General features: G+C 25.8%; 19 protein-coding genes and 1 pseudogene. 12 read left to right on the forward strand and 8 right to left on the reverse strand.

Translation table 4 applies throughout. The features are described from left to right. The first annotated feature begins 660 nt into the window (after positions 1-660). From ACE38S_RS04530 to ACE38S_RS04545, 4 genes and pseudogenes are all read left to right on the forward strand, one after another. Positions 661-831 (forward strand): hypothetical protein, encoded by a 171-nt coding sequence (locus ACE38S_RS04530; RefSeq protein ID WP_374696578.1) that lies wholly within the window; start codon positions 661-663, stop codon positions 829-831. A 441-nt stretch (positions 832-1,272) separates the two neighbouring features. After that, positions 1,273-1,416 (forward strand): hypothetical protein, encoded by a 144-nt coding sequence (locus ACE38S_RS04535; protein ID WP_374696110.1) that lies wholly within the window; start codon positions 1,273-1,275, stop codon positions 1,414-1,416. A 751-nt stretch (positions 1,417-2,167) separates the two neighbouring features. Beyond that, positions 2,168-4,777, forward strand: a complete 2,610-nt coding sequence (gene polA / locus ACE38S_RS04540) for a DNA polymerase I (RefSeq protein ID WP_374696579.1) — start codon at positions 2,168-2,170, stop codon at positions 4,775-4,777. Positions 4,778-5,124: 347 nt separating this feature from the next. After that, positions 5,125-5,246: pseudogene (locus tag ACE38S_RS04545) on the forward strand (hypothetical protein). A 1,170-nt stretch (positions 5,247-6,416) separates the two neighbouring features. On the opposite strand, the gene ACE38S_RS04550 reads toward ACE38S_RS04545, so the two are convergent. From ACE38S_RS04550 to ACE38S_RS04560, 3 genes are all read right to left on the reverse strand, one after another. Next, a complete protein-coding gene (locus tag ACE38S_RS04550; RefSeq protein ID WP_374696580.1) occupies positions 6,417-6,590 on the reverse strand; it encodes a hypothetical protein in 174 nt (57 codons plus the stop codon). 171 nt (positions 6,591-6,761) lie between these two features. Next, positions 6,762-6,911 (reverse strand): hypothetical protein, encoded by a 150-nt coding sequence (locus ACE38S_RS04555; RefSeq protein ID WP_374696581.1) that lies wholly within the window; start codon positions 6,909-6,911, stop codon positions 6,762-6,764. Continuing rightward, positions 6,892-7,068: a hypothetical protein gene (locus tag ACE38S_RS04560; RefSeq protein ID WP_374696582.1), complete on the reverse strand. Its 177-nt coding sequence runs from the start codon at positions 7,066-7,068 to the stop codon at positions 6,892-6,894. The genes ACE38S_RS04555 and ACE38S_RS04560 overlap by 20 nt, the downstream gene beginning before the upstream one ends. Before the next feature lie 786 nt (positions 7,069-7,854). Here ACE38S_RS04560 and ACE38S_RS04565 point away from each other — a divergent pair. Beyond that, complete coding sequence (locus tag ACE38S_RS04565; protein WP_374696583.1) at positions 7,855-8,277, forward strand: IS3 family transposase; 423 nt, start codon at positions 7,855-7,857, stop codon at positions 8,275-8,277. 415 nt (positions 8,278-8,692) lie between these two features. Here the strand turns inward: ACE38S_RS04565 and ACE38S_RS04570 are convergent, their stop codons facing one another. Next, entirely contained in the window at positions 8,693-9,556 is an 864-nt protein-coding gene (locus tag ACE38S_RS04570) for a Cof-type HAD-IIB family hydrolase (protein ID WP_374696584.1), read from the reverse strand. 190 nt (positions 9,557-9,746) lie between these two features. Between ACE38S_RS04570 and ACE38S_RS04575 the strand changes: the two genes are divergently transcribed. The 7 genes from ACE38S_RS04575 to ACE38S_RS04605 all read left to right on the forward strand — a co-directional run bounded on the left by ACE38S_RS04575 (position 9,747) and on the right by ACE38S_RS04605 (position 19,535). Beyond that, positions 9,747-11,888: an ATP-dependent Clp protease ATP-binding subunit gene (locus ACE38S_RS04575; RefSeq protein ID WP_374696585.1), complete on the forward strand. Its 2,142-nt coding sequence runs from the start codon at positions 9,747-9,749 to the stop codon at positions 11,886-11,888. 111 nt (positions 11,889-11,999) lie between these two features. Beyond that, entirely contained in the window at positions 12,000-13,067 is a 1,068-nt protein-coding gene (gene hrcA / locus ACE38S_RS04580; RefSeq protein WP_374696586.1) for a heat-inducible transcriptional repressor HrcA, read from the forward strand. Next, positions 13,048-13,680 carry a nucleotide exchange factor GrpE gene (locus tag ACE38S_RS04585; RefSeq protein WP_374697139.1) on the forward strand — a complete coding sequence of 211 codons (633 nt, stop codon included), beginning with the start codon at positions 13,048-13,050 and terminating at the stop codon, positions 13,678-13,680. Before hrcA ends, ACE38S_RS04585 begins: the two co-directional genes overlap by 20 nt. 29 nt (positions 13,681-13,709) lie before the next feature. Continuing rightward, complete coding sequence (gene dnaK, locus ACE38S_RS04590; protein ID WP_374696587.1) at positions 13,710-15,494, forward strand: molecular chaperone DnaK; 1,785 nt, start codon at positions 13,710-13,712, stop codon at positions 15,492-15,494. A gap of 69 nt (positions 15,495-15,563) precedes the next feature. Continuing rightward, entirely contained in the window at positions 15,564-16,694 is a 1,131-nt protein-coding gene (gene dnaJ, locus ACE38S_RS04595; protein WP_374696588.1) for a molecular chaperone DnaJ, read from the forward strand. 920 nt (positions 16,695-17,614) lie between these two features. After that, positions 17,615-17,821 (forward strand): hypothetical protein, encoded by a 207-nt coding sequence (locus ACE38S_RS04600; protein WP_374696589.1) that lies wholly within the window; start codon positions 17,615-17,617, stop codon positions 17,819-17,821. 757 nt (positions 17,822-18,578) lie between these two features. Continuing rightward, positions 18,579-19,535 carry an L-lactate dehydrogenase gene (locus tag ACE38S_RS04605; RefSeq protein WP_374696590.1) on the forward strand — a complete coding sequence of 319 codons (957 nt, stop codon included), beginning with the start codon at positions 18,579-18,581 and terminating at the stop codon, positions 19,533-19,535. Positions 19,536-21,902: 2,367 nt separating this feature from the next. Here ACE38S_RS04605 and uvrC read toward each other — a convergent pair. The 4 genes from uvrC to rplT form a co-directional block, all read right to left on the reverse strand. After that, a complete protein-coding gene (gene uvrC, locus ACE38S_RS04610) occupies positions 21,903-23,684 on the reverse strand; it encodes an excinuclease ABC subunit UvrC (RefSeq protein WP_374696591.1) in 1,782 nt (593 codons plus the stop codon). 458 nt (positions 23,685-24,142) lie between these two features. Next, positions 24,143-24,361, reverse strand: a complete 219-nt coding sequence (locus ACE38S_RS04615) for a hypothetical protein (RefSeq protein WP_374696592.1) — start codon at positions 24,359-24,361, stop codon at positions 24,143-24,145. A gap of 80 nt (positions 24,362-24,441) precedes the next feature. Continuing rightward, entirely contained in the window at positions 24,442-24,570 is a 129-nt protein-coding gene (locus tag ACE38S_RS04620; RefSeq protein ID WP_374697140.1) for a hypothetical protein, read from the reverse strand. Between the two features lie 501 nt (positions 24,571-25,071). Further along, positions 25,072-25,431 carry a 50S ribosomal protein L20 gene (rplT, locus tag ACE38S_RS04625; protein ID WP_374696593.1) on the reverse strand — a complete coding sequence of 120 codons (360 nt, stop codon included), beginning with the start codon at positions 25,429-25,431 and terminating at the stop codon, positions 25,072-25,074. Between the last annotated feature and the right edge of the window lie 12 nt (positions 25,432-25,443).

Here is a 25,443-nt window from a genome sequence, read left to right on the forward strand (position 1 = left end):
TTTTTATTGTGCCAGGTGGTTTGTTTAAAATAAATTTTATTATACTTTCTATGACATCTTTGCTTTTGCTATTATTTAGTTACTAGCTATATTGATTTTTTAGATAATATATCAGCTAAGGTTATAATTGTTGTTTTATGGTTTTCACCAACTATAGTATCTCCTTATAGATGACAAAAGACATTTATTGCTTTGATATTTGAAAATTCAATATTACATTCAATAATTGTTCGACAATTATTAACTTTTCTATGGTTTTCTGTTTTATTATGTGGTTTATATTTACCTTTTCTTAATAAATTTTTTTATTAAAATTATAACGATAAAAGGTAAACATATTATATATAAGGTATTTGAACAGCGTCATGTACGATGAACCGCAAAAAACAATTATTGTGATATTGTTTTTTTTTTATTTTTATATTAAAAAACATAAATTTATTTGCATTATTGATCGGGTAGTATCTTTAAATTAAAAACTTTGAATAGGTTACAATAAATTGGATCATATTTATGTGGACTTTCAAATAAAATATAATTATTAAGAAAGTAGGAATATAAAAATAGGGAAGAAATTCATCGATATATGAATTTAAAAAACAAATTGTTTTACTTTATCAAAATGGCAAAACCATTCTTGAAATTTTTAAATAATATAAGGTGTCAAAATCAACTATATATCAGTTAATTGAAAAATTTCATAATTCTGGATTTTTTAAAGCGAAAAATAATCGCACTGTTGAAGAAAATGAACTTGATTACCTTGCGAAAATAATTAATCTAATTACAAATGAAAAACAACCTTTTAAAGCAAGTAGTGCTGATAATTAATAAAAAATAGAAATTATTAACAATAATAAAGAAAAATATTCCATGCGAAAAATTGGTCAAATAGGATCAAAATTAAAGATAGCAAAATCAACATATTACTATCAAATTAATAAATGTGGCTATAGTTGATGTTAATAATTATGAACAAAAAGTTATCAGCGCATTTAAGCTAATCGCCAAAATTTATGGGTCTTATAAAATTAAAGCTTTTTAAATTAAAAAGATATTATCTTATCGCGAAGAAAAATTCACCAAATTATGATTAAAAATTAGTTAGTATCTAAATGCACCAAATTAAAATATTATAATCATAAGTTGGTGGTTAATAACAACGAAATTAGCAACGTTTTAAACCGTGAATTTAATAATAAACAACCCAATGAAGTTGTTGTTAGTGATTTAACATATGTTTAATGTGGTGCTAAATGACATTATCTTTGTTTGTTAATTAACTTGTTTAATCGTGAAATAATTGGCTATAGTGTCGAGACAAATAAAACAATACAACTAGTGCAAGAAACCTTTTATTCAATTATAAGACCATTAAAACAAATTACGTTATTTCATACTAACTGGGGTAATTAATTTAAAAATAAAATCATTGACAATACCTTAAATACTTTTAACACCAAACAATCATTAAGCAATAAAGGCTGTTCTTATGATAATGTTATGGATGAAACAATTTACAAAAGTTTTAAAAAATAATTTGTTAAGAGGCAAAAATTTATAAATTTAACCAATTAAAATACAAATTATTTAACTTTGTGCATTGATATAACAACATTCGAATTCACGGTAGTTTAAATTATTTAATACCTGTTTAATTTAGAAAAAAAAACAACAGGCCATATAAAAAGTGTCCTAAAAGGGGTTGCCAATCCAACCAAACTTTTTTTACTACCAAATTAATTCGAAATATTAGTTACGATGCATTATTTTTTTTATCTTTAAAAACCAGCAACAACATCATAATATGGTAATAAAATTAAGTATTTAACAACTAATCAAATTAATAAATATCAAATTATAAATCTTAAAATTATTTATTCAAAAATCTCATTAATTACTAAAGATGTTTATCATGAATTTTATCATAATTATCAATACTATAAAACAAAAAAATAATTAATATTCCTTACTTTAATATGTTACAATATGTTATAATAAACTAGCTTTTAAAATTAAAAAAATTTTTATATTTCTTTAAAAAAAGAATATCAATATGTCATTTGTCTGGAGACGGAAGACGCTTTTATTGTCTGATAATTTAATTTTAAAATATACTTTAAAATTAAATTAGAATATAATTGGACATAAATGAGGAAATTGTAAAATGAAAAAAGTATTGTTAATTGATGGGAATTCTTTACTTTTTAGAGCGTTTTATGCCACAGCTTATAATTACAAAATGTTAAAAAGTTTAGATGGAACACCAACAAATGCTGTTTATGCTTTTGTTAATATGTTGAATAAAATTTTAAAGGCAAATAATTACAATAGTGTTGTTGTTGCTTTTGATAAAGACAAAAAAAATTTTCGGCATGATTTATTAGAGAACTATAAAGATGGTCGGAGCAAAACGCCAAATGAATTAATTGTCCAATTTCCGATTGTTAAAGAATTTTTAGATAGTTATCAAATTCCATATTTAGAACAAGAAGGATATGAAGCAGATGATTTATTGGGGTGTTTAGCAAAAGTTGCTGAGCAAGAGAATTATTATGTTGATATTTTTTCAAGTGATAAGGATTTATATCAATTAATTACTGACAAAACAAATATTTTAGTTCCTCGACAAAAGGATAGTGCCGATGTTATTGACCAAGCTGCTTTAGCAGCAAAGTGGGGAATCAAGTCTTCTCAAGTTCCTGATTTAAAAGGATTAATGGGTGATTCTTCTGATAATTTAAAGGGTGTTCCTGGTGTTGGCGAAAAAACAGCCGTAAAATTAATTAAAAAGTATCATTCAATTGAAAATTTATATGATAATATTGACCAAATTAAAGGTGCATTACAAAAAAAAATGATAAAGCATAAAGATAGTGTTTTATTATGTAAAAAGGTAGCTACTATTTTTTGTGATATTAATTTGGAACAATTTGCCTTTGTTCCATTCGAACCAAATCAAGACGTCCTAATGCAGTTTTATTTAAAATATAATATGAATTCATTTGTAACAAGATTATTTAATAATAAAGAAAACGATGTTCAAAATACTAGTTTAAAAGTTAAAATTATTGAATCATGACAACCTGAATTTAATGAAGATAACACGACGGTTTATTTAGAATTATTAGATGAAAACTATCATAATTCAGAAATTATTGGATTTGGAATTGTTAATTCAAAAGGTGTTTTTTATTTTGATTATATTGATGCAAAGCACGATAAATTATGACACCAATTTTTAAATAACAACAAATATCATAAGTTAACTTATCATGCCAAAAGTTTAATTGTGGCTTTAGCACGAGATAATATTTTTGTACAAAATATTACTTATGATATGATGCTTGCCAGTTATGTTTATAATTCAAATGTTAAAAATAGTTTAGATACTTATATTAATTTATTTGATAAAAAACGAATTTTAACTGATGAATTATTTTATGGCAAGGGGGTAAAAAAACAAATTCCTATTGATGTAATTAAATTGAGTCATTTTATTGGTGAAAAAGCATCATATATTCATAAGTTAAGACCAAAAATTATTGAGTTGTTGAAAAGCAATCAACAGTATGATTTATATTATAATATTGAATTACCAACTGCTTTCGCGTTGGCTCGAATGGAAATTAGTGGGGTTAAAGTTGACAAACATGAGTTAATAATGCAAACAGTACAAATTGAAAAAATTGTTCAAGAATTAAATGACGAAATTAATCGTCTTGCCCAAAAAAAAATTAATCCTAATTCACCGAAACAAATTTCAGAGTTATTATATCAAGACTTGGAATTACCAGACCGAAAAAAGGGGTCAACGGCACAAGAAACCTTAGAAGAAATTAAAGATAATCACAGCATTATTCCTAAAATATTAGATTATCGAAAATATCAAAAATTATATTCAACGTATTTAAAGGGGTTGAAAAAATATATTTTTGCCGATGGAAAAGTTCATACGATTTATAAGCAAACTTTAACAAATACTGGGCGTCTTTCTTCGGTGGAACCTAATATGCAAAATATTAGCATTCGCGATGAAATTCAAAAAAAGGTTCGTAAAATTTTTGTTGTTTCATTAAGTAATAATGTTTTATTATCATGCGATTATTCGCAAATCGAATTACGGATTTTAGCACATATGTCAAAAGATCAAGATTTAATTACTGCTTTTAATAAAAATGAAGATATTCATACTAATACGGCAATTAAAATTTTTAATTTAACAAAAGATGAAATTACACCAAATATTCGTCGTAGTGCCAAAGCAGTTAATTTTGGGATTATTTATGGAATTAGTGATTTTGGTTTGGCAACTGATTTAAATATTTCTGTTGCGAAAGCAAAAGCAATTATTAGCAATTATTATCAACAATTTATGACAATTAAAGCTTTTATTGAAAGCCAGGTTGAATTTTGTAAACAAAATGGTTATGTTACAACAATTTTTAATCGGAAACGTTATGTCCCAGAAATTAATGATCATAATTATATGCAACGTGAATTTGGGAAACGAATTGCGATAAATATGCCAATTCAAGGAAGTGCTGCGGATATTATTAAAATTTCTTTAAAAAATATTGACCAAGAATTTTTAAAATTAAATTTAAAATCAAAAATTATTGCCCAGATTCATGATGAACTAATTTTTGAAATACCACAAAACGAATTAAAGCAAGTTCAAAATATTGTTAAAACATTAATGGAAGATTCAACTAAATTAGATGTAAAGTTAACAGTTGATATGAAAATCGGCTTAAGTTGATATGATTTAAAATAACCTTAAATCATATCAACATTTTTTATAAAATATGATTATTTATTAAAAACTTACTTTTTATTATGTAAATTGTAATATGAAATGCAACAAATTAACTAAGAAAGAGTTGATTTTTTAATGGAAAGAAAACATTATTTTATTCTGCGTCACATATTAACTAAGGTATGGGAAAGATAATGTTATTAACAGTGTTAATAAAACAACAGTGTTAATAACATAACAACTAATAATTAATGTAAAAGAAACTGAATAAATTATTCGCGTAATTTATTCAGTTTAGTTTATTTTGATTGCAACAAAAATGAAAAGTGTGCCGTGCAAGTTAAATTTCTAAGGGTAATTAATTTATGCCAGTTTGATTAACTACAATATTTAGTGTTGTTATTATATTGGTATTTTTGCTTGAATTGGTCTATTGATTTATCAAAAAATTCGACAAATTAAAGGAAAGAAAAAAGATAAAAAATAAATTAAAAGTAAAGAGGAAAATAAATAATATTAGGTATGTATTTAACAACAGCTGTTAATTTTTTATCTACAGATAATACTCCCGCTATTTCGAATAGGACGGGATTATATTTTAATTGGATTAGGACAAGTAATGATGAAAGTTAATAAATATACCCGTATATGCTATCTTACCGCAATTAATGACTTTTTTAAGTGATGCGTGAATTATTTTAATTATATTTGGATTATTTATTATTATTAAGATTTTGAATTTCTTTAGAATTATGATTAAAGGATTTTAATATTTATTATAACTTATCATATATCTTAGCTGTGATACACTAGTTTTATTGTTTGATTTATTAATTTTTAATTTTATATTTTCTATTAACAATGTTAATAGAATTTTTAGTGTACCTTATTTATTAAATTTATATATTTAACAATATTATTACCATTATTTAATGTTATTACCATTGTTTAATAAACAATACTAAGTTACGTTAATATAATATTGGTTATTAAAGTAAGGGGTAATTTATGAAAAAATATAGATACTAATGATGATAAAATATATTCTCAACAAGATTGTAAAAATATTTTAGAAAAAATAAAAAGTTTTTATAAACATTAATTGTAAATATATTTAAGACACTTTATTAAATATTTTGTATTAAATCCAATCAATTTTTATAATTCAGGAAAATAGGAGTAAATCCACCTATTTCACACTTTCTTTAAGTCTTCGTGCCATAGATGAGTTATCAATCTTTAAGCATTAAAATATTAATTTTGAAAGTTGCATTATTAATCGGATAATAACTTTATTTGAAAGGATTTATAAAAATATCGTTTATTTTGTGTAGGAAAAATAGTAAAAAATCTGTTTTTATGATAAAAGTGGATTATCAACCCTTTTTATGACATTTTTTATATGATCTGTTTTTATAAATTCAACAGGTATTAAATAATTTAAACTGCTGTGAATTCGAATATTGTTATATCAATGCACAAAGTTAAATAATTTGTATTTTAATTGGTTAAATTTATAAATTTTTGCCTCTTAACAAATTATTTTTTAAAACTTTTGTAAATTGTTTCATCCATAACATTATCATAGGGACAACCTTTATTGTTTAATGATTGTTTGATGTTAAAAATATTTAAGGTATTATCAATGATTTTATTTTTAAATTCATTGCCCCCAGTCAGTATAAAATAACGTAATTTGTTTTAATGATCTTATAATTGAATAAAAGGTTTCTTGCACTAGTTGTATTGTTTTATTTGTCTCGACACTATAGCCAATTATTTCACGATTAAACAAGTCAATCAACAAACAAAGGATAATGTCAAATGTCATTTAACACCACCTTGAACATATGTTAAATCACTAACAACAACTTCATTGGGTTGTGTTTTATTATTAATTATTAAATTCACAGTTTAAAACGTTGCTAATTTCGTTGTTATTAACCACCAAATTATGATTACAATATTTTAATTTGGTATATTTAGAGATACTAACTAATTTTTAATCATAATTTGGTGAATTTTTCTTCGCGATAAGATAATATCTTTCTGATTTAAAAAGCTTTAATTTTATAAGATCCATAAATTTTGCGATTAGCTTAAATGCGCTGATAACTTTTTGTTCATAATTATTAACATCAACTATAGCCACATTTATTAATTTGATAGTAATATGTTGATTTTGCTATCTTTAATTTTGATCCTATTTGACCAATTTTTCGCATGGAATATTTTTCTTTATTATTGTTAATAATTTCTATTTTTTCATCAACCATTAGCACCGTTCTCTTTAAAAAGTTGTTTTTCATTATAATTGGATTAATTATTTTCGCAAGGCAATCTCACAAAGTTCATTTTCTTCAACAGTGTGATTATTTTTCGCTTTAAAAAATCCAGAATTATGAAATTTTTCAATTCACTGATATACAGCTAATTTTGACACCTTATATTCTTTAAAAATTTCAAGAATGGTTTTACCGTTTTGATAAAGTAAAACAATTTGTTTTTTAAATTCATATACCGATTAATTTATTCCCCATTTTTATATTCCTACTTTCTTCATAATTATATTTTATTTGAAAGTTAACATAAATATGATCCAACTTCTTGGAACTTATTCAAAGTTTTTAATTTAAAGATACTACCCAATCAATAATGCAAATAAATTTATGTTTTTTAATATAAAAATAAAAAAAAATACTTAAGAGTGCACCCCAAAAAGTAAGTAAAATAAAAAAGATTTTTCTAAATTTTTATAGGAGTGCATTTTATATGGCAAGAAAAGGACAAAAATTTAAAAAATATACTGCATAATTTCGAAAAAATACAATAAAAGAAATTGAACAAATATCATTTATTTATGTTGCATAAAAATATAAAATAAATATAAAAACACTTGATTAATGACAAAGAAATTTTTAAAAAGGAATTTTAAATACACAAAAAGGGTCAAAAAAAACCATTTGGAAAAAAGATTTAAACTATTATAAAACAAGGTATGAATTATTAAAAAAGCTCCACGACTTTTACAATTAAGCAAACCAATAATCATCTCTTTTATTAAACAAAATTGTCGTGAGTATTCAATAAAATTATTGCTAGAAATAACAGGGTTAAAACTTAGTTATTGAGGTAAATATAAAAATTATGACAGTAGCAAAAAAAATAAAAAAGCAATAAATGATATTGTAAAAGTCTATGAAGAAAATTTAAAACAATTTGGATACCGAAGAATTACTAAATATTTAAATGAAGATTATGATATAAAATATAATTTAAAAAAATTTTTAAGGATTATGTGTAATAATCAAATACAACCTGAATATGTAAGAAAAATGAGAAGAAAAATGAAGTATGAACAGAATAAAGAAAAAAGTTTATTGCAATATCCTGATCTAATTAATTGTAAATTCAATGATATAAAAACAAGGTTTTTAGTACTATATACTGATGTAACATATTTAATTTGAAAAAGGAAAAATATATTATCAATTAACAATTATTGATGAATATACTAAAGAAATAGTTGATGTAAAGTGATCTAAATATAATGACAATAAATTAGTAATGGATAATTTAAATGATGCAATTAAAAAATAAAATTAATAAAAAAAGATCTGAATGGAATAATAATTCACCTTAGATCACGGATATCAATATACATCCGTTATTTATCACAATAAATGTTTGTCTAACAGTATTATTATTTCAATAAGGAAAAAATACCGATGTGCAGATAATATTGTTATAAAAAGTTTTAATTCATTATTTAAAAAAGCTACAATCAATAATAAAATATATAATTAACACGAAGAATATATAAAAGATGTTATGAAATGAAATACATGGTATTCAAACCATAAAGAAAAAGATATACTAAAAAAATAGTAAATATTTTTTATTATTATTTACTAAAATTGGTGTAGTCTTACTTTACACATTTTCTCCATTTAATAATTTTTTCAAATAATCACCAACTCCACCTTCGTCATTTGTTAAATGCGTAATTCCACGCGCATTGGTTTTTAAATTATCGTTTCCATTTTTCATTGCTATCCCATAGCCAACATTTTGTAATAGTTTTAAATCATTCATTTCATCGCCAAAGGCGATGACATCACGAATGTCAACATTATAGTATTGTGCTATAATATTAGCGGCAAATCCTTTTGAAACAAGTTTATTGGTAATATTAATCATTGTTTGGGTTTTACTACTACTATAGTGGCCAATGTTAACCTGTACAGAATTTTTGAAATTTTCAAATATTCGTAATATTTGATCTTTTTCATTAGCATTATTTAAGTATAATGCCATATTGCTAGCGGGGCCTTTTCAAGCGTTATAGGGATTAGCGACAAAATATTCATCATCAGCAACATCATCAAGATGAAAGTAATTTTCAATTGCTTCATCTTTTTTTCAACAAATTGCCTTATCATAATGTTCAATTAAAACATTTGCAACAATATTTTTAATATCAAAATGGTTGATAATACTCATAATAACATCATAAGAAATTGAAAAAACTAATCGTTTAAATTCTCGTTTTAATGGATCGTGAATATGGCCACCATCAAAGTTAGTTAATAAGGTGTTCAACCCTAATTCACGATAAAAACGAATGCTTGCTCGGTGCGGACGGCCAGTTGTAATACATACTTTGTGTCCGACATGAACAGCTTGTTTGATAGCTTCATGTGTTATTGGGTGGATTTTTTTGCCATCATTCATTAACGTTGTTCCATCTAAATCAATTAGAATTAAACGTTTTTTATTTAAGTGTTGTAATTTCACGGTGCTCCTTTCTAAAAAAGTTATGATTCTTATTATTGTATATTCTAATTATATCTAATATTTTTATTTTTATATTATTTTTAAAAAAATTTAGCACTATTTAATTGACTTTGTTAAGCAGTGTGATAATATATAATTATGAAATTAGCAGATAAGCACTTAGAGTGCTAAAAATAAGGAGGCAGGTATCGTGGATTTAACACAACAATATGAATCAAGTAAAGATCCTAAGGTGCTTGAAAAATTTGCCAAAAATATTAATAAAGAAGCTATTGGCGGGAAATTAGACCCGATTATTGGCCGCGAAGATGAAATTAATCGAGTAATTAGAATTTTATCGCGCAGAACTAAAAACAATCCGGTTTTAATTGGTGAACCAGGGGTTGGAAAAACAGCCATTGTAGAAGGATTATCTCAACGAATTGTTAAAGGTGATATTCCTAGTAATTTACAAAACAAAACAATTTTTGAATTAGATATGGGGGCTTTAATTGCCGGCGCTAAATTTCAGGGTGAATTTGAAGAACGCCTAAAATCAGTGCTTAATAAAGTTAAAGAGTCAAATGGAGATATCATTTTATTTATTGATGAATTACATTTAATTGTTGGGGCTGGAAAAACCCAAGGTAGTATGGATGCTGGAAACTTATTAAAACCAATGTTAGCTCGTGGTGATTTACATTGTATTGGAGCAACAACATTAGATGAATATCGTTTATATATTGAAAAAGATGCTGCCTTAGAGCGTCGTTTTCAAAAAGTAATCGTTAGTGAAAATACAATTGATGAAAGTATTTCAATTTTACGTGGTTTAAAAGAACGTTTTGAAACCTTTCATGGGGTTAAAATTCATGACAGCGCTTTAGTTGCATCTGTTAATTTATCGTCACGTTATATTACTGATCGATTTTTACCAGATAAAGCAATTGATTTAATTGATGAAGCTTCTGCAACAATTAAAACAGAAATTGCCTCTGTGCCAACGGAGTTAGATAATTTAAATCGGCGAATTGTTCAATTAGAAATTGAAAAAGCAGCTTTACAAAAGGAAACGGATAGGGCATCAAATGAGCGGTTAGTTGATATTGATAATGAGTTAAAACCATTGAAAACAAAACAACAAAAATTAGATATTCAATGAAATTCAGAAAAAGAAATTATTAAAAAATTAAAAAACTTAAAGTCTCAAGTTGAAAAGTCAAAAAAAGAATTAGAACAAGCGCAATTAAGTGGCGATTTTAATCGTGCTGGTGAAATTCAATATGCCTTGTTACCAAAATTAGAACAACAATTACATGAACAAGAAAAACAAACATATGGCTCGCAACTATTAAAAGAAGATGTTACTGAACGTGAAATTGCGGCAATTGTTGGAAAATGAACGGGAATTCCAGTTGACCGCTTAGTGGAAACTGAAAAAGTAAAATTATTAAATCTAGATAAGATTTTACGGCGTCGTGTTAGGGGCCAAAATGAGGCAATTAAAGCTGTTGCGGATGCTATTATTCGTAGCCGCAGTGGAATTAAAGATCCAAATAAACCAATTGGTAGTTTCTTATTTTTAGGACCAACCGGGGTTGGGAAAACCGAAATTGCCCGTAGTTTAGCAGATATTCTTTTTAACTCAGAAAAACAAATGGTTCGCTTAGATATGTCAGAATATATGGAGCGCCATTCATTAAGTAAATTAATTGGGGCCCCGCCAGGTTATGTTGGCTACGAACAAGGGGGGCAATTAACTGAGGCTGTTCGTCGTAATCCTTATTCAATAGTTTTATTTGATGAAATTGAAAAATCTCATACCGATATTATAAATATTTTATTACAAATTTTAGAAGATGGGCGTTTAACAGACTCATTAGGAAAAACGTTTGATTTTAAAAATACAATTATTATTATGACCTCTAATATTGGATCAGAGTATTTATTAAATGAAAATAATGAAGACATCGGGTTATTAATTCAAAAAGAATTAGCAAAAAAATTCAAACCAGAATTTTTAAATCGAATTGACAATGTTATCACCTTTAATACTTTATCAAAAGGTGTTATTAAAGAAATTATTGAAAAAGAATTATCTGAGTTAACACAACGGATTGAGGATACGAAAAATATTCTCATTAGTTATTCTGAAAAAGTGTTAGAGAAAATTTTAAATGAAGGATATGACCGCGAATTTGGGGCACGACCAATTAAACGATATATTCAACGAAATCTTGAATCTTTAATTGCTCATGCTATTATTGCTGAAAAAGTGCAAGAGGGAAAATCTTATACAATTTACATTGTTAACAATGAAATGGTTATTAAAAATAATACAAAATTAAATTAGCACTTGCATTCTATAAATGATAAATTTATAATTTTAAGTGTTATCACTATTATATTAGTTATCACTATATTAGTGTTAATTGCCAAATATTTATTATAATTGAAGAAGGAGATGCTGATAATGTTAAGTCAACGACAAGAAAGCATTTTAAAAATAATTGTAGAAGAGTACACAAAAACAGCACAACCCTTAGGAAGTAAAACTATTATTTCTTCATCCTCAATAGATTATTCTTCTGCAACAATTCGTAATGAATGTGCAATTTTAGAAAAAGAAGGTTTTTTAGAAAAAGAACATGCTTCATCAGGAAGAATTCCATTAACAAAAGGTTATCGTTATTATGTAGATAATTTGATGGTTGAAAAAAATATTGATGATATTAAAAACCGCATTGAAGCTTTATTTGTTAATCGTAATATGTCAATTAATGACATTCTTGATCAAACTGGCCAAATTTTAAGCGAGATGACAAATTTAACAACAGTTGTTGTTGGGCCAAATTTTCAAGAGGAATTATTAAAGAAAATTGAGTTATTACCAATTTCTGCAATACAAGCGGTTGTTATCTTTGTATTGGCAAATGGTCATGTTGAAAATAAATTGTTTACAATTGATGAAAATAGTTCAATGGATGATTTACAAATTTCAGTTGAATTATTTAATGGCCGTTTGAAAAATACTAAAATAACTGATATTCCAACGAAATTCGAGGTAATTCGGCCAATTTTAGAACAACAAGTAAAACATTATGAATATATTTTAAAACAATTTGTTAATGCTTTAACAAACATTATTAAACCGAGTTATTCAACCCACGGGATTCAATATATGCTGCAAAATCCAGAATATAATAATCCCGAACGAATTAAACAAGTTATTCGTTTTATTGAAACAATTTCTCCGTTTGATTATTTTAAAAAACAACAAAATAACCCAAATAAAGATCTTGTTTCAATTCAAATTGGGAATGAGACAGGGTTTAACAATGATGATATGGCTTTATTGACAACAACCTATAAGGTTGATGATGTGCAAGAAGGAGGGATTGCTTTGGTGGGACCGAAGCGGTTAGAATACAATAAGATTTATGAAGTTTTAGAATGATTAGCATATCGGATTAAAGAAGCATATCAAAAAGAGGAGAAGGGGGGTGAAATTAATGAATGATGAAAAAAGTAATGAAAAGAAAGACAAATCCTCGCCAAACCAATTAAAAGAAAAAATTCAACAGTTACGGGAAGAATTAGCAAATAATCAAACGGTTAATTCATCATCGGAAACACCAGAAACAGCTTTACCGACATCTGAAGCAAATAATTTAGCAATTATTGAGAATTTAGAACAAGAAATTGATTTATTGTTGAAAGACAATTTACGGTTGCGAGAAGAGAAATTATTAACTTTAGCTGATGGTGAAAATTTTAAAAAAAGAATTAATCACGAAGTTGCAGATATTAAACGTTATCGGGCGGCTGGGACGGCAGAGAAATTATTACCAATATTAGATAACTTTGAACGTGCTTTACAAGTTACCGATGTAAAACAAGAAGTGAAAAACTTTTTAACGGGATTTGAAATTATTTATCGTATGTTTAAAAATATTTTTGAAGAAGAAGGAATTACAGCAATGGAAACAAAATTAGGCGAATATTTTAATTCTAGTTTCCATTCGGCAATCGAAACAATCGAAACATCTGATGTTCCATCGGGATGTATTGTTAAAATTTTACAAAAAGGATATATGATTCATGATCGTGTTTTACGTCATGCATCAGTTCAAGTTGCAAAATAACTAAATTAGAAAGAGAAAGGAATGATATTATGGCCAAAATTATTGGGATTGATTTAGGAACAACAAATTCGTGTGTTGCGGTTATGGAAGGGAAAGAATTTAAAGTTTTAGAAAATCCAGAAGGACAACGAACAACACCATCGGTTGTTTCATTTAAAAATGAAGAAATTATTGTAGGAGATGCTGCCAAACGACAAGCGGTGACAAATCCAAACACAATTAGTTCAATTAAAAGAAAAATGGGAACAGCGGAAAAAATTCATGTAAATAATAAGGATTATAGTCCTGAACAAATTTCTGCAGAAATTTTACGTTATTTAAAAAATTATGCTGAAAAAAAATTAGGACAAAAAATTTCAAAAGCAGTTATTACTGTTCCAGCATATTTTAACGATGCACAGCGCCAAGCAACAAAGGATGCCGGAAAAATTGCTGGGTTAGATGTTGAAAGAATTATTAATGAGCCAACTGCTGCTGCCTTAGCATATGGAATTGATAAAGTTGATAAAGAACAAAAAGTGTTAGTTTTTGATTTAGGAGGAGGAACTTTTGACGTTTCAATCTTAGATTTAGCAGATGGAACATTTGAAGTTTTGTCAACTGCAGGGGATAATCATTTAGGAGGGGATGACTTTGATGAAGTTATTATTCAATGAATGGTTGATGAATTTAAAAAAAATAATGGGATTGATTTAAAAACTGACAAAATGGCAATGCAACGGTTAAAAGAAGAAGCAGAAAAAGCGAAAAAAAATCTTTCTTCACAATTACAAACCGAAACCGCTGCTCCATTTATTACTGCGCGTGATGGTAATCCACTACACTTAAACTTAACATTAACAAGAGCAAAATTTGATGAAATGACAAAATCACTTGTGCAACGAACAATTGAACCAGTTCGAAAATCCTTAGCTGATGCAAAATTAAAACCAAGTGATTTGGATCAAGTTTTACTAGTTGGAGGAAGTACGAGAATTCCGGCTGTCCAAGAAGTTATTAAACATGAGTTAAAAAAAGAACCAAACCGTACAATTAATCCAGATGAAGTGGTGGCAATTGGTGCCGCAATTCAAGGGGGGGTTTTAGTTGGTGATGTTAAAGATGTCTTATTGTTAGATGTTACACCATTATCATTAGGAATTGAAACATTAGGGGGTATTTCAACAATCTTAATTCCTCGTAATACAACAATTCCAACATCAAAGGCACAAGTTTTTTCAACAGCCGCCGATAATCAACCTGCCGTTGATATTCATGTTTTACAAGGGGAACGTAAAATGGCACAGGATAATAAAACTTTGGGTCGTTTCCAATTATCAGGGATTGATCCTGCTCCAAAAGGAGTTCCCCAAATTGAAGTTAAATTTTCAATTGATGCTAACGGAATCGTATCGGTTGCGGCAAAAGATTTAAAAACAAATCAAGAACAATCAGTTACAATTACCAATGGTGGTGGTTTAACAGAAGAAGAAATTCAGCGAATGGTTGAGGAAGCAGAACAAAACAAAGATAAAGATGAACAAAAATTAAAAAACATTGAACTACGCAATAAAGCAGAGTCATATATTTCAACAATTACACAAGCTTTAGATGGCAATAATGATAAAATGGATCATGAGCAATTAAAAACTTCAAAAGAAATGGTTAAAGAAATTAAAGAATTGTTAGAAAAAGAAGACTATGCAGGATTAGAAGCCAAAATGACAATGTTAGAACAAGCAATGACTGAAGCTTCAAAATTTATGCACGATCAAGAAAGTAACCAACAAGAATCAGAAGTTACTAACAATGATGATGAGAAAAAAGATGAATAACACGATAATGATGACTAAAATTATTTTAGTTATCTTTTGCTTTAAAAGAGAAAGTAGGAAGATGATAATATGGGAAAACGAGACTATTATGAATTATTAGGTGTTAATAGTAATGCCACTGATGATGAAATTAAACGTGCTTTTCGACAATTAGCAAAAAAATATCATCCTGATGTTTCAAAAGAAAAGAATGCTGAGGCAAAATTTAAAGAAATTAATGAAGCTTATGAAGTTTTATCAGACCCCAATAAACGCCTTAATTATGATCAATTTGGCCATATGGGAACTAATACAAATAGTTTTGGTGGTTTTGGCAATGGTGGTTTTGGTGGAACTGCTGATTTTGAAAATATTTTCTCTGGTGGTTTTGGGGACATTTTTGAAAACTTTTTTGGTGGTGGTAAGAAACAAAGCGGTTTTAGAAATCAACCAATTAAAGGGGAAAATATTTCTGCTAGTGTTGTAGTAACTTTAAAAGAACAAATGTTTGGTAAAACAGTTAAATTAGACTTAAATATTGATAAGAAATGTGAAAGTTGTGAAGGAACAGGAGCAAAAGATCCGAAAAAATACATTCATAATTGTACAACTTGTGATGGTTATGGCTATATTAACATTGAACAACGGAGCATTTTTGGTATTATTAAGTCGCAACAACCATGTCCAGATTGTAAAGGACGGGGAGAAGTTATTACCAATAAATGTTCAAAATGTAAAGGGCAAGGACATTATCGCGGTAAAGAAGCCGTTGAAATTGAATTACCAAAATCAATTTATGAAAATCAACAAGTCCGAATTCGTGAAAAAGGAAACTATGGTTTAAATAATGGTTCTCGAGGTGATTTGTATCTTGAAATTTCAGTAAAACCGAATAAATACTTTAAACGAGTTAATGACGACTTACATTTAAATTTACCTATTTCGTATTTAGATGCTTTATTAGGAGCTGAAATTAAAGTTCCAACTTTTGATGGTGATGTTCATTTAAAATTACCATCAAATACAAAAACAAATAGTATTTTTAATATTCCCAATCATGGTTTTTTTAAATCACCAACATCATCAAAACGGGGAGATTTAATTGTTAACATGATTGTCACAATTCCAACAAAATTATCCACAGAAGAGAAAACAATTTTACAAAAATTAAAAAATAGTAGTTCGTTTAAAATTACCGATGATTTCTATGAAAATTTATAATTAAGCAAGTAAAATTTTTAATTGATAGGCGCGCTGTGTATATACACATATACAAACGGCAAATTTATATCTTGTTGCATTATTGATCGGATAATACCTTTATTTGAAGGGATTTATAAAAATAAACTTTATTTTATGTAGAAAAAACAAAACTTAATCTATTTTTATGATAAAAGTTCTAAATTTAAAGATACCATCCGATCAATAATGCAACTCTTAAACTTAATGTTTTAATGCTTAAAGATTGATAACTCATCTATGGCACGAAACTTTAAATAAAATGTGAAAGCGAATGGATTTACTTCTTCTATTTATTTCTTTGATTATCAGCAAGATTAATCACTTGCGAAATGTTATAGCGCGGGGTTTTTATCTTGTTTTCATTAAAAGAGTGCTGTTAAATCAAAAAAACAAACATCGGACACTAAAAAAAGATGGTTGTAACTCCAAAAGGTTATTTTATTTATATAAAGTTGTCTGGGGATTGATGAAGCGTAATTAATAACTCCTCAGTAAACTCTTTTTTTCTTCCTTGGTGTTTTGTTTTGGGGGGATAAACTATGTCTAAATAACCTTATAACCGCCGTCCCGCTTCACTCTGGTGGTTAGCAGGCGGCGAAATGAATAAATACTAAAATAAAATACATTATTTACTAAATATCAAAATATTAACCAACAAAGGAATTTTCTGTTTATTTAAAAAAATAAAAATAAAGAAGGAAAATATTATGGAATAATATAAAAGTAAATATATTAATAAAAATTAAAATAAAATAACAACATCATTTGATTTAGTTAATTGTCAACCTGTTAATTTCCGTATTTCCTATTATAAAAATTATTATGATTTACAATGTTTATAATGAGCAAAAATATATTTAAATTTATTTGAAGATAAATGAGATGTTATTAATTCATATATGCAACATTACAAAATTAACGATATTTTAGATTTAGCAACAGAAGAATGAAAAATATTACAAATTGATAAAAAAAATAAAACAAATAAATTAAAATATATTATTGCAATTGATCATGACGGAATTGAACAAACCAATATTATTATTTATAATGTTTTGCAAAAGAAAATAATTAATAACATTACTTTTAATTATAAAAACGAATAAGACGCAATAAATAATATGTGTTTAATATTAAACGAATTTAAAAAGTAAGCCTGTTCTTATTCAAATAAAGTTATTGTGATAATTGAAGGTTGTCAACTTCATAGGGATTAAAAATAACAAACTCTCATTATCTACTCTTAAATTAATTGGTGGTTTAAAAGTTTTATACAAATATCGATTTAATTTAAAGTATGTTTTACAATCATCAATTATTAAGAAAAATTATAGATATAAAGGAAATATTAAAATGGCAGAACATGAATACGATGTATAAAAACATTTACAATATTTTTAGCAAAGAGCGTTGAAAAAATGGTACAAACAAAAATAATTTGTCAAAAAACAGTAACTAATAAACCTAAAATAAAAAATAAAATAGTTTGATTTAAAGTAATATTGTAAGTGGAATGTTTAAAGCGTTATAATTTCTTAAATTATATAACTTACCCTACTTTTATTTATACGACCAAAAGTTCTAAATTTAAAGATAATATCCGATCAATAATGCAAATAAATTTATGTTTTTTAATATAAAAAACACTTTATGAAAAATAAAGTGTTGCATTTGGTTTACAATTTACAAAACTAAACTTTTTTCTTACTACCACTAATTAATGACTTAATCAATAGTTGTTTAAAACAATTAAATATGATTTAAATAAATTAAAAGGTGTAAAAAGCCAAGATTTTTGATATTTTATACAAATTTTTTTATTTTTTTGTTATAATGAGCAAAGATATTCAAAGGAGAAAAAAGATGGATAATTCAACTAGAAAAGTAGTTTTGGTTGGATGTGGAATGGTTGGAAACAGCTTTTTATATTCAGCAATTAACAAAGGGATTGCACAACAATATGTGTTAATCGATGCATTTCGACAAGCAGCGGAAGGGAACGCAATTGATTTATCTGATGCTGCTACTGTCTTAGAAAACCGTTTTAGTATAATTAAAGCTGGTGATTATTATGATTGTAAAGATGCTGATTTAATTGTTATTACAGCCGGAAGACCACAACGCGATAAGGAAACACGATTAGATATGGTTGCTGATAACGCAAGGATTATACAAGATATTGCTTTACAAATTAAAGCATCGGGTTTTAAAGGAGTTACTTTAATTGCTTCAAATCCAGTTGATGTTTTGGCATCAGTTTATCAAAAAGTAACTGGTTTTGCAAAAAATAAAGTTATTTCTTCAGGAACAACTTTAGATTCAGCACGTTTAAGAAGATTAGTTGGGAATAAATTAAATATTCCTCCCGATCGTGTTAATGCTTATGTTTTAGGAGAACATGGTGATTCATCAGTTTCAGTTTGATCAAAAGCTTCAATTATGCAAAAATCAATTGCTTATTTTGTTGCAGAAGGGAAACTAACCGAAAAAGATCTAAAAGATATGCATCAACAAATGATTAAAATGGCTTATAAAATTATTGCTTTAAAAAAATCAACTTTTTATGGAATTGGAGCGTGTTTATCATTAATTGCCAAAGCAATTTTAAATGATGAAAAATTAACCTTTTTAGTTGGTGCAAAGTGTGAGGGGGAATATAATGTTACTGGAACACATATTGGAGTTCCGGCCATAATCGGGATTAATGGAATTGAAGAAATTATTGAATGAAAATTAACCAAAGAAGAACAAGATAAATTTGAAAAATCAGAAGCGCAATTACATGAAACCTTAACGGTTGCTTTGTTGGCTTTAAAATAAGAAATATATAAAAAAACTTTTTAAGAGCGCACCCATTTTAGTAATTACTAATAAAAAGTATTTACTATTTTTTAATATATCTTTTTCTTTACGGTTTGAATATAAATTATTTCATTTTATAACATCTTGTATATATTCTTCGTGTTAATTATATATTTTATTATTGATTGTAGCTTTCTTAAATAATTAATGAAAACTTTCTATAACAATATTATCTGCATAGTGGTATTTTTTTCCTTATTGAAATAATAATACCGTTAGATAAACATTTATCGTAATAAATAGCGAATTTATATTGATATCCGTGATCTGAGGTGAATTATTATGCCATTCAGATCTTTTTTTATTAATTTTATTTTTTAATTGCATCATTTAAATTATCCGTTACTAATTTATTATCATTATATTTAGATCACTTTACATCAACTATTTCTTTAGTATATTCATCAATAATTGTTGATTGATAATATCTTTCTCCTTTTTAAATTAAATATGCTACATCAGTATATAGTACTAAAAACCTTGTTTTTATATCATTGAATTTACAATTAATTAAATCAGGATATTGCAATAAACTTTTTTCTTTATTTATTATGTTTATATTCCATTTTTCTTCTCATTTTTTTTACATATTCAGGTTATTTTTGATTATTAATCATAATCCTTAAAAATTTTTTTTGAATTATATTTTATATAATAATCTTTCTTAAAATATTTAGTAATTTTTCGATATCCAAATTGTTTTAAATTTTCTTCATATACTTTTACAATATCATTTATTGCTTTTTTATTTTTTTTATTTTTTTGCTACTGTCATAATTTTTATATTTATCTCAATAACTACGTTTTAACTTTGTTACTTTTAGTAATAATTTCATTGAATATTCACGACAATTTTGTTTAATAAAAGAGACGATTATTAGTTTGCTTAATTGTAAAAGTCATGAAGCTTTTTAATAATTAATACTCTGTTTTATAAAATTAAAAAACTCTTTTGCCAAAAGAAATTTTATATCTTTTTAGGGTTGTTAAATTTTCCTTTTTTATGATTTTATCATCAAAATTTTACTGTATTTACATTTATATTACATTGTTTTGCTGCTATTCAACAACTTTTTTGTTTAATTTCCTCAATGATTTTTGTTCTAAATTATGATGTATATTTGTTATATTTTTGTTATTTTCTTGCCATATAAAAATGCACCATTTATAAAAATTTAATAAAATATTTTTTATTTTACTTACTTTTTGGGGTGCACAGTATATGTTTCATTTAGCGCTATCTTGAACATATGTTAAATCACTAATAACAACTTCATTGTTTTTTTTGTTTATTATTAAAAAAATTAACAGTTTATAAAATGTTGCTAATTTCGTCATTATTAACCACCAACTTATGATTACAATATTTTAAATTTGGTGCATTTAGATACTAACTGATTTTTAATCATAATTTGGCGAATTTTTCTTCGCGATAAGATAATATCTTTCTGATTAAAAATCTTTAACTTTACAATCTCTATAAATTTTGGCGATTAGCTTAAATGCGCTGATGACTTTTTGTTCATAATTATTAACATCAACAATATCCACATTTATTAATTTGATAGTAATATGTTGATTTTGCTATCTTTAATTTTGATCCTATTTGACCAATTTTTCGCACAGAATATTTTTCTTTATTATTGTTAATAATTTCTATTTTTTATCAACCATTAGCACCGCTTGCTTTAAAAGGTTGTTTTTCATTTGTAATTATATTAATTATTTTCGCAAGGCAATCAGTTAATTTTCTTCAACAGTGCGATTATCTTTTGCTTTAAAAAATCCAGAATTATGAAATTTTTCAATTCACTGATATACAGTTGATTTTGACACCTTATATTATTTAAAAATTTCAAGAATTGTTTTGCCATTTTGATAAAGTAAAACAATTTGTTTTTTAAATTCATATATCGATGAATTTCTTCCTATTTTTATATTCCTACTTTCTTCATAATTATATTTTATTTGAAAGTCCATATAAATATGGTCCAACTTATCGGAACTTATACATTTTTTAAATTTGGATTTTAACACAATATTTTTATTTGTTTAACTGTTCCATTTAATTTTACAATTCATGTTTTATAAAAAATAAAAAACCTTTTAAAATCAGTAATAACTTTAAAAAGTATTTTTTAGTTTGTAAAAATTCATAAATTTATAAATTATTTCTTCAACTAAAAATTATATTTTTAAAAAATTGAATTTTTTATAAATTTTGTTATCATTTAATCGTAAATGAAAAATAATTTGTATTTTAATTGGGTTAAATTTATTAAAAACATAATAATAATGAATAATACATCATTATAACCAAAAATATTATTTGCCAAAATCTTCAAAAAATTTTTGGATATTTTCAACAAGTTTTTTATTATGTAATATTTTGTACAATTCATCATAATTTACTTTTTGCATTTCCCTTATACTTTCAAAGTGGCGATTTAATAATGTAATCCGCTGCTTACCTAACCCCGGAATTGTTTCTAAAATGCTTGTTGTTAAAGCTTTTGTTTGGCGGCGGCGAAAACTAGTAATAGCATAATGATGAACATCATCTTGCATTCTTGTTAAAAACAAAAATAATCGACTACTTTTATTTAATGATACTTTTTCTTTATTTAAATTTAATAAATGATCCGTTTTATGCTTATTATTTTTAATTAAACCAATAACGGGGACCGTTAAATTTAACGCTGCTAATTCTTTTAAACAAGCGTTAACTTGTTGAATCCCACCATCAATAATAATTAAATTAGGCAGGGGTTGCTCTTCCTCGATTATTTTTCGATAACGTCGCGCCACAACTGCCGCAATACGATGTGTATCATCTTGATAAGGGATGTTTAAATTATATTTTCGATAATCATTCCGAGATGGGCGACCATTTTTATAAACAATTACACCCCCTGTGACAAATTCATCATTAATGTTTGCAATATCAATCATTTCAATTAAATATGGCAATTCTTTTAATAATAAGAATGTTTGTAATTCTTTCAAAACTTCCGCATTATTAAATTCACGTTGCGCCGTTGTTTGATATTGTAAATAAGATTCATAACTATTGGTGGTTGCTAATTGCATAATAGTTTTTTCAACTTGTGTTTTTGGGTGATAAACATGATTATTAAACAATAAATTTAACTCTGGTAAAGCAATCTTTTTATTAACAATAATTTTTGTTGGCAAAATATTTTTTTGATAAATATTTTGTAAATATAACCTATATAATTTTTGACAATCTTTGGGAAAATCAAGGTGATAATATTCATAATCTTTATAACTTAATTTACCCGCTCGATAAAATAAGGTTGTTAAAACTAAGTGTTTTTCCGTTTGATACAAACTAATCACATCTAAATCATCCTTTTGATTTAACATTTCAACCATTTGTGATGATAATGTTCAATCTAAATTACGAATTAACACTTTTAACTTTTGTGCTTCTTCAAATTGTAAATTATCTGCCGCTTGTAACATTTGTTTTTCTAACAATGTTTTTGTTTCGGTAAAATTACCCTTAAAAAAAGTATGAATTTTTTTTATCATCTTGGTGTAATATTCCGGTGGAACCACTTTAAAACAAGCACCAGAACATTGATTAATATGATAATAAAGACAAGGTTTCCCTATTTTCATTTTACAACGGCGCAACGGATATAATCGCTCTAAAACTTTAATAATTTCTCGGGCGCGACTGCCTTCTGGAAATGGTCCGTAAGAATGGTTGTACTTTTGACGAATATTACGGACATATAAATATTGGGGATCTTTTTCTTTAGTAATAACAATGTACGGGTAATGTTTATCATCATTTAACAAAATATTATATTTTGGTTTATATTGTTTAATTAAGTTGTGTTCTAAAATTAACGATTCTTTTTCCGTTTTGGTAATGATTGTCTCTAAGCGCACAGTTTTTTGCATTAAGCGAGTTGTTTTGTAATTATAAACTTTATTAAAATAAGAACTAACCCGACTTCGTAAATTTTTTGCTTTGCCAACATATAATACTTGATGATAACTATTGTAAAATAAATAGCACCCTGGTTTGTTTGGTAAAATTTCAACTTGTTCTTTTAACGATAATTTTGTTATCATTTTTCATTCTTTCCCATATGTTTGTTAATATTTTATGCTTAATTATCATAATTATCAACCTATCCTAATCCTAATTTATAGCAAATAGTTCCCTTAATTTTGTAATAAAAAACTACTTTGTAAAAAAGACTACACCCATTTTAGTAAGTACTAATAAAAAGTATTTACTATTTTTTAGTATATCTTTTTCTTTATGGTTTGAATACCATGTATTTCATTTTATAACATCTTTTATATATTCTTCGTGTGAATTATATATTTTCTTATTTATTGTAGCTTTCTTAAGTAATGAATGAAAACTTTTTATAACAATATTATCTGCATAGTGGTAATTTTCCCTTATTGAAATTATAATACCGTTACGTTAGATAAACATTTATCGTGATAAATAGCGAATTTATATTGATATCCGTGATCTGAGGTTAATTATTATTCCATTCAGATCTTTTTTATCAATTTTATTTTTTAATTTCATCATTTAAATTATCCATTACTAATTTATTGTCATTATATTTAGATCACTTTACATCAACTATTTCTTTAGTATATCAATCAATAATTATTGATTGATAATATCTTTCTCCTTTTCAAATTAAATATGTTACATCAGTATATAGTACTAAAAACCTTGTTTTTATATCATTGAATTTACAATTAATTAAATCAGGATATTGCAATAAAATTTTTTATTTATTTATTATGTTTATATTCCATTTTTCTTCTCATTTTTTTTACATATTCAGGTTATTTTTGATTATTAATCATAATCCTTAAAAATTTTTTTTGAATTATATTTTATATCATAATCTTCATTTAAATATTTAGTAATTTTTCGGTATCCAAATTGTTTTAAATTTTCTTCATAGACTTTTACAATATCATTTATTGCTTTTTTATTTTTTTTATTTTTTTTATTTTTTTGCTACTGTCATAATTTTTATATTTATCTCAATAACTACGTTTTTACCCTGTTATTTCTAGTAATAATTTTATTGAATATTCACAACAATTTTGTTTAATAAAAGAGACGATTATTAGTTTGCTTAATTGTAAAAGTCATGAAGCTTTTTAATAATTAATACTCTGTTTTATAAAATTAAAAAACTCTTTTGCCAAAAGAAATTTTATATCTTTTTAGGGTTGTTAAATTTTCCTTTTTTATGATTTGCTCATCAAGATCTTGCTGTATTTGCATTTAGATTATATTGTTTTGCTGCTATTCAACAATTTTTTTGTTTAATTTCCTCAATGATTTTTGTTATAAATTATGATGTATATTTGTTATATTTTTGTCCTTTTCTTGCCATATAAAATGCCCCTTATAAAAATTTAGCAAAATCTTTTTTATTTTACTTACTTTTTAGGGTGCAGTCTTAAAAATAGTTTTTTAATTTTTTAATGCTTTTTTTGATTTTTCCACTAGCATTTTAAATTCACTTGGATTATGAATTGCTAATTCTGATAACATTTTACGGTTTACTTCGATGTTTGTTTTATTTAAACCATTCATAAATTGTGAATATGACATATCATGTTTGCGCACTGCCGCATTAATTCTTTGAATTCATAATGAACGAAAATCTCTTTTACGTTTTTTACGATCACGGAATGCATATACTCATGATTTCATCACTTGTTCCTTTGCTTTTTTATAGTGAGTTGATTTTGTACCAAAATATCCTTTTGCTTTTTTAATAATTTTTTTACGACGTTTTCTTGTTGTTGGTCCGCCTTTTACTCTTGCCATTTGTTAATACTT

Origin of the sequence: Spiroplasma endosymbiont of Polydrusus formosus, from assembly GCF_964263245.1 — a bacterium.
Lineage (GTDB): Bacteria > Bacillota_I > Bacilli_A > Mycoplasmatales > Mycoplasmataceae > Spiroplasma.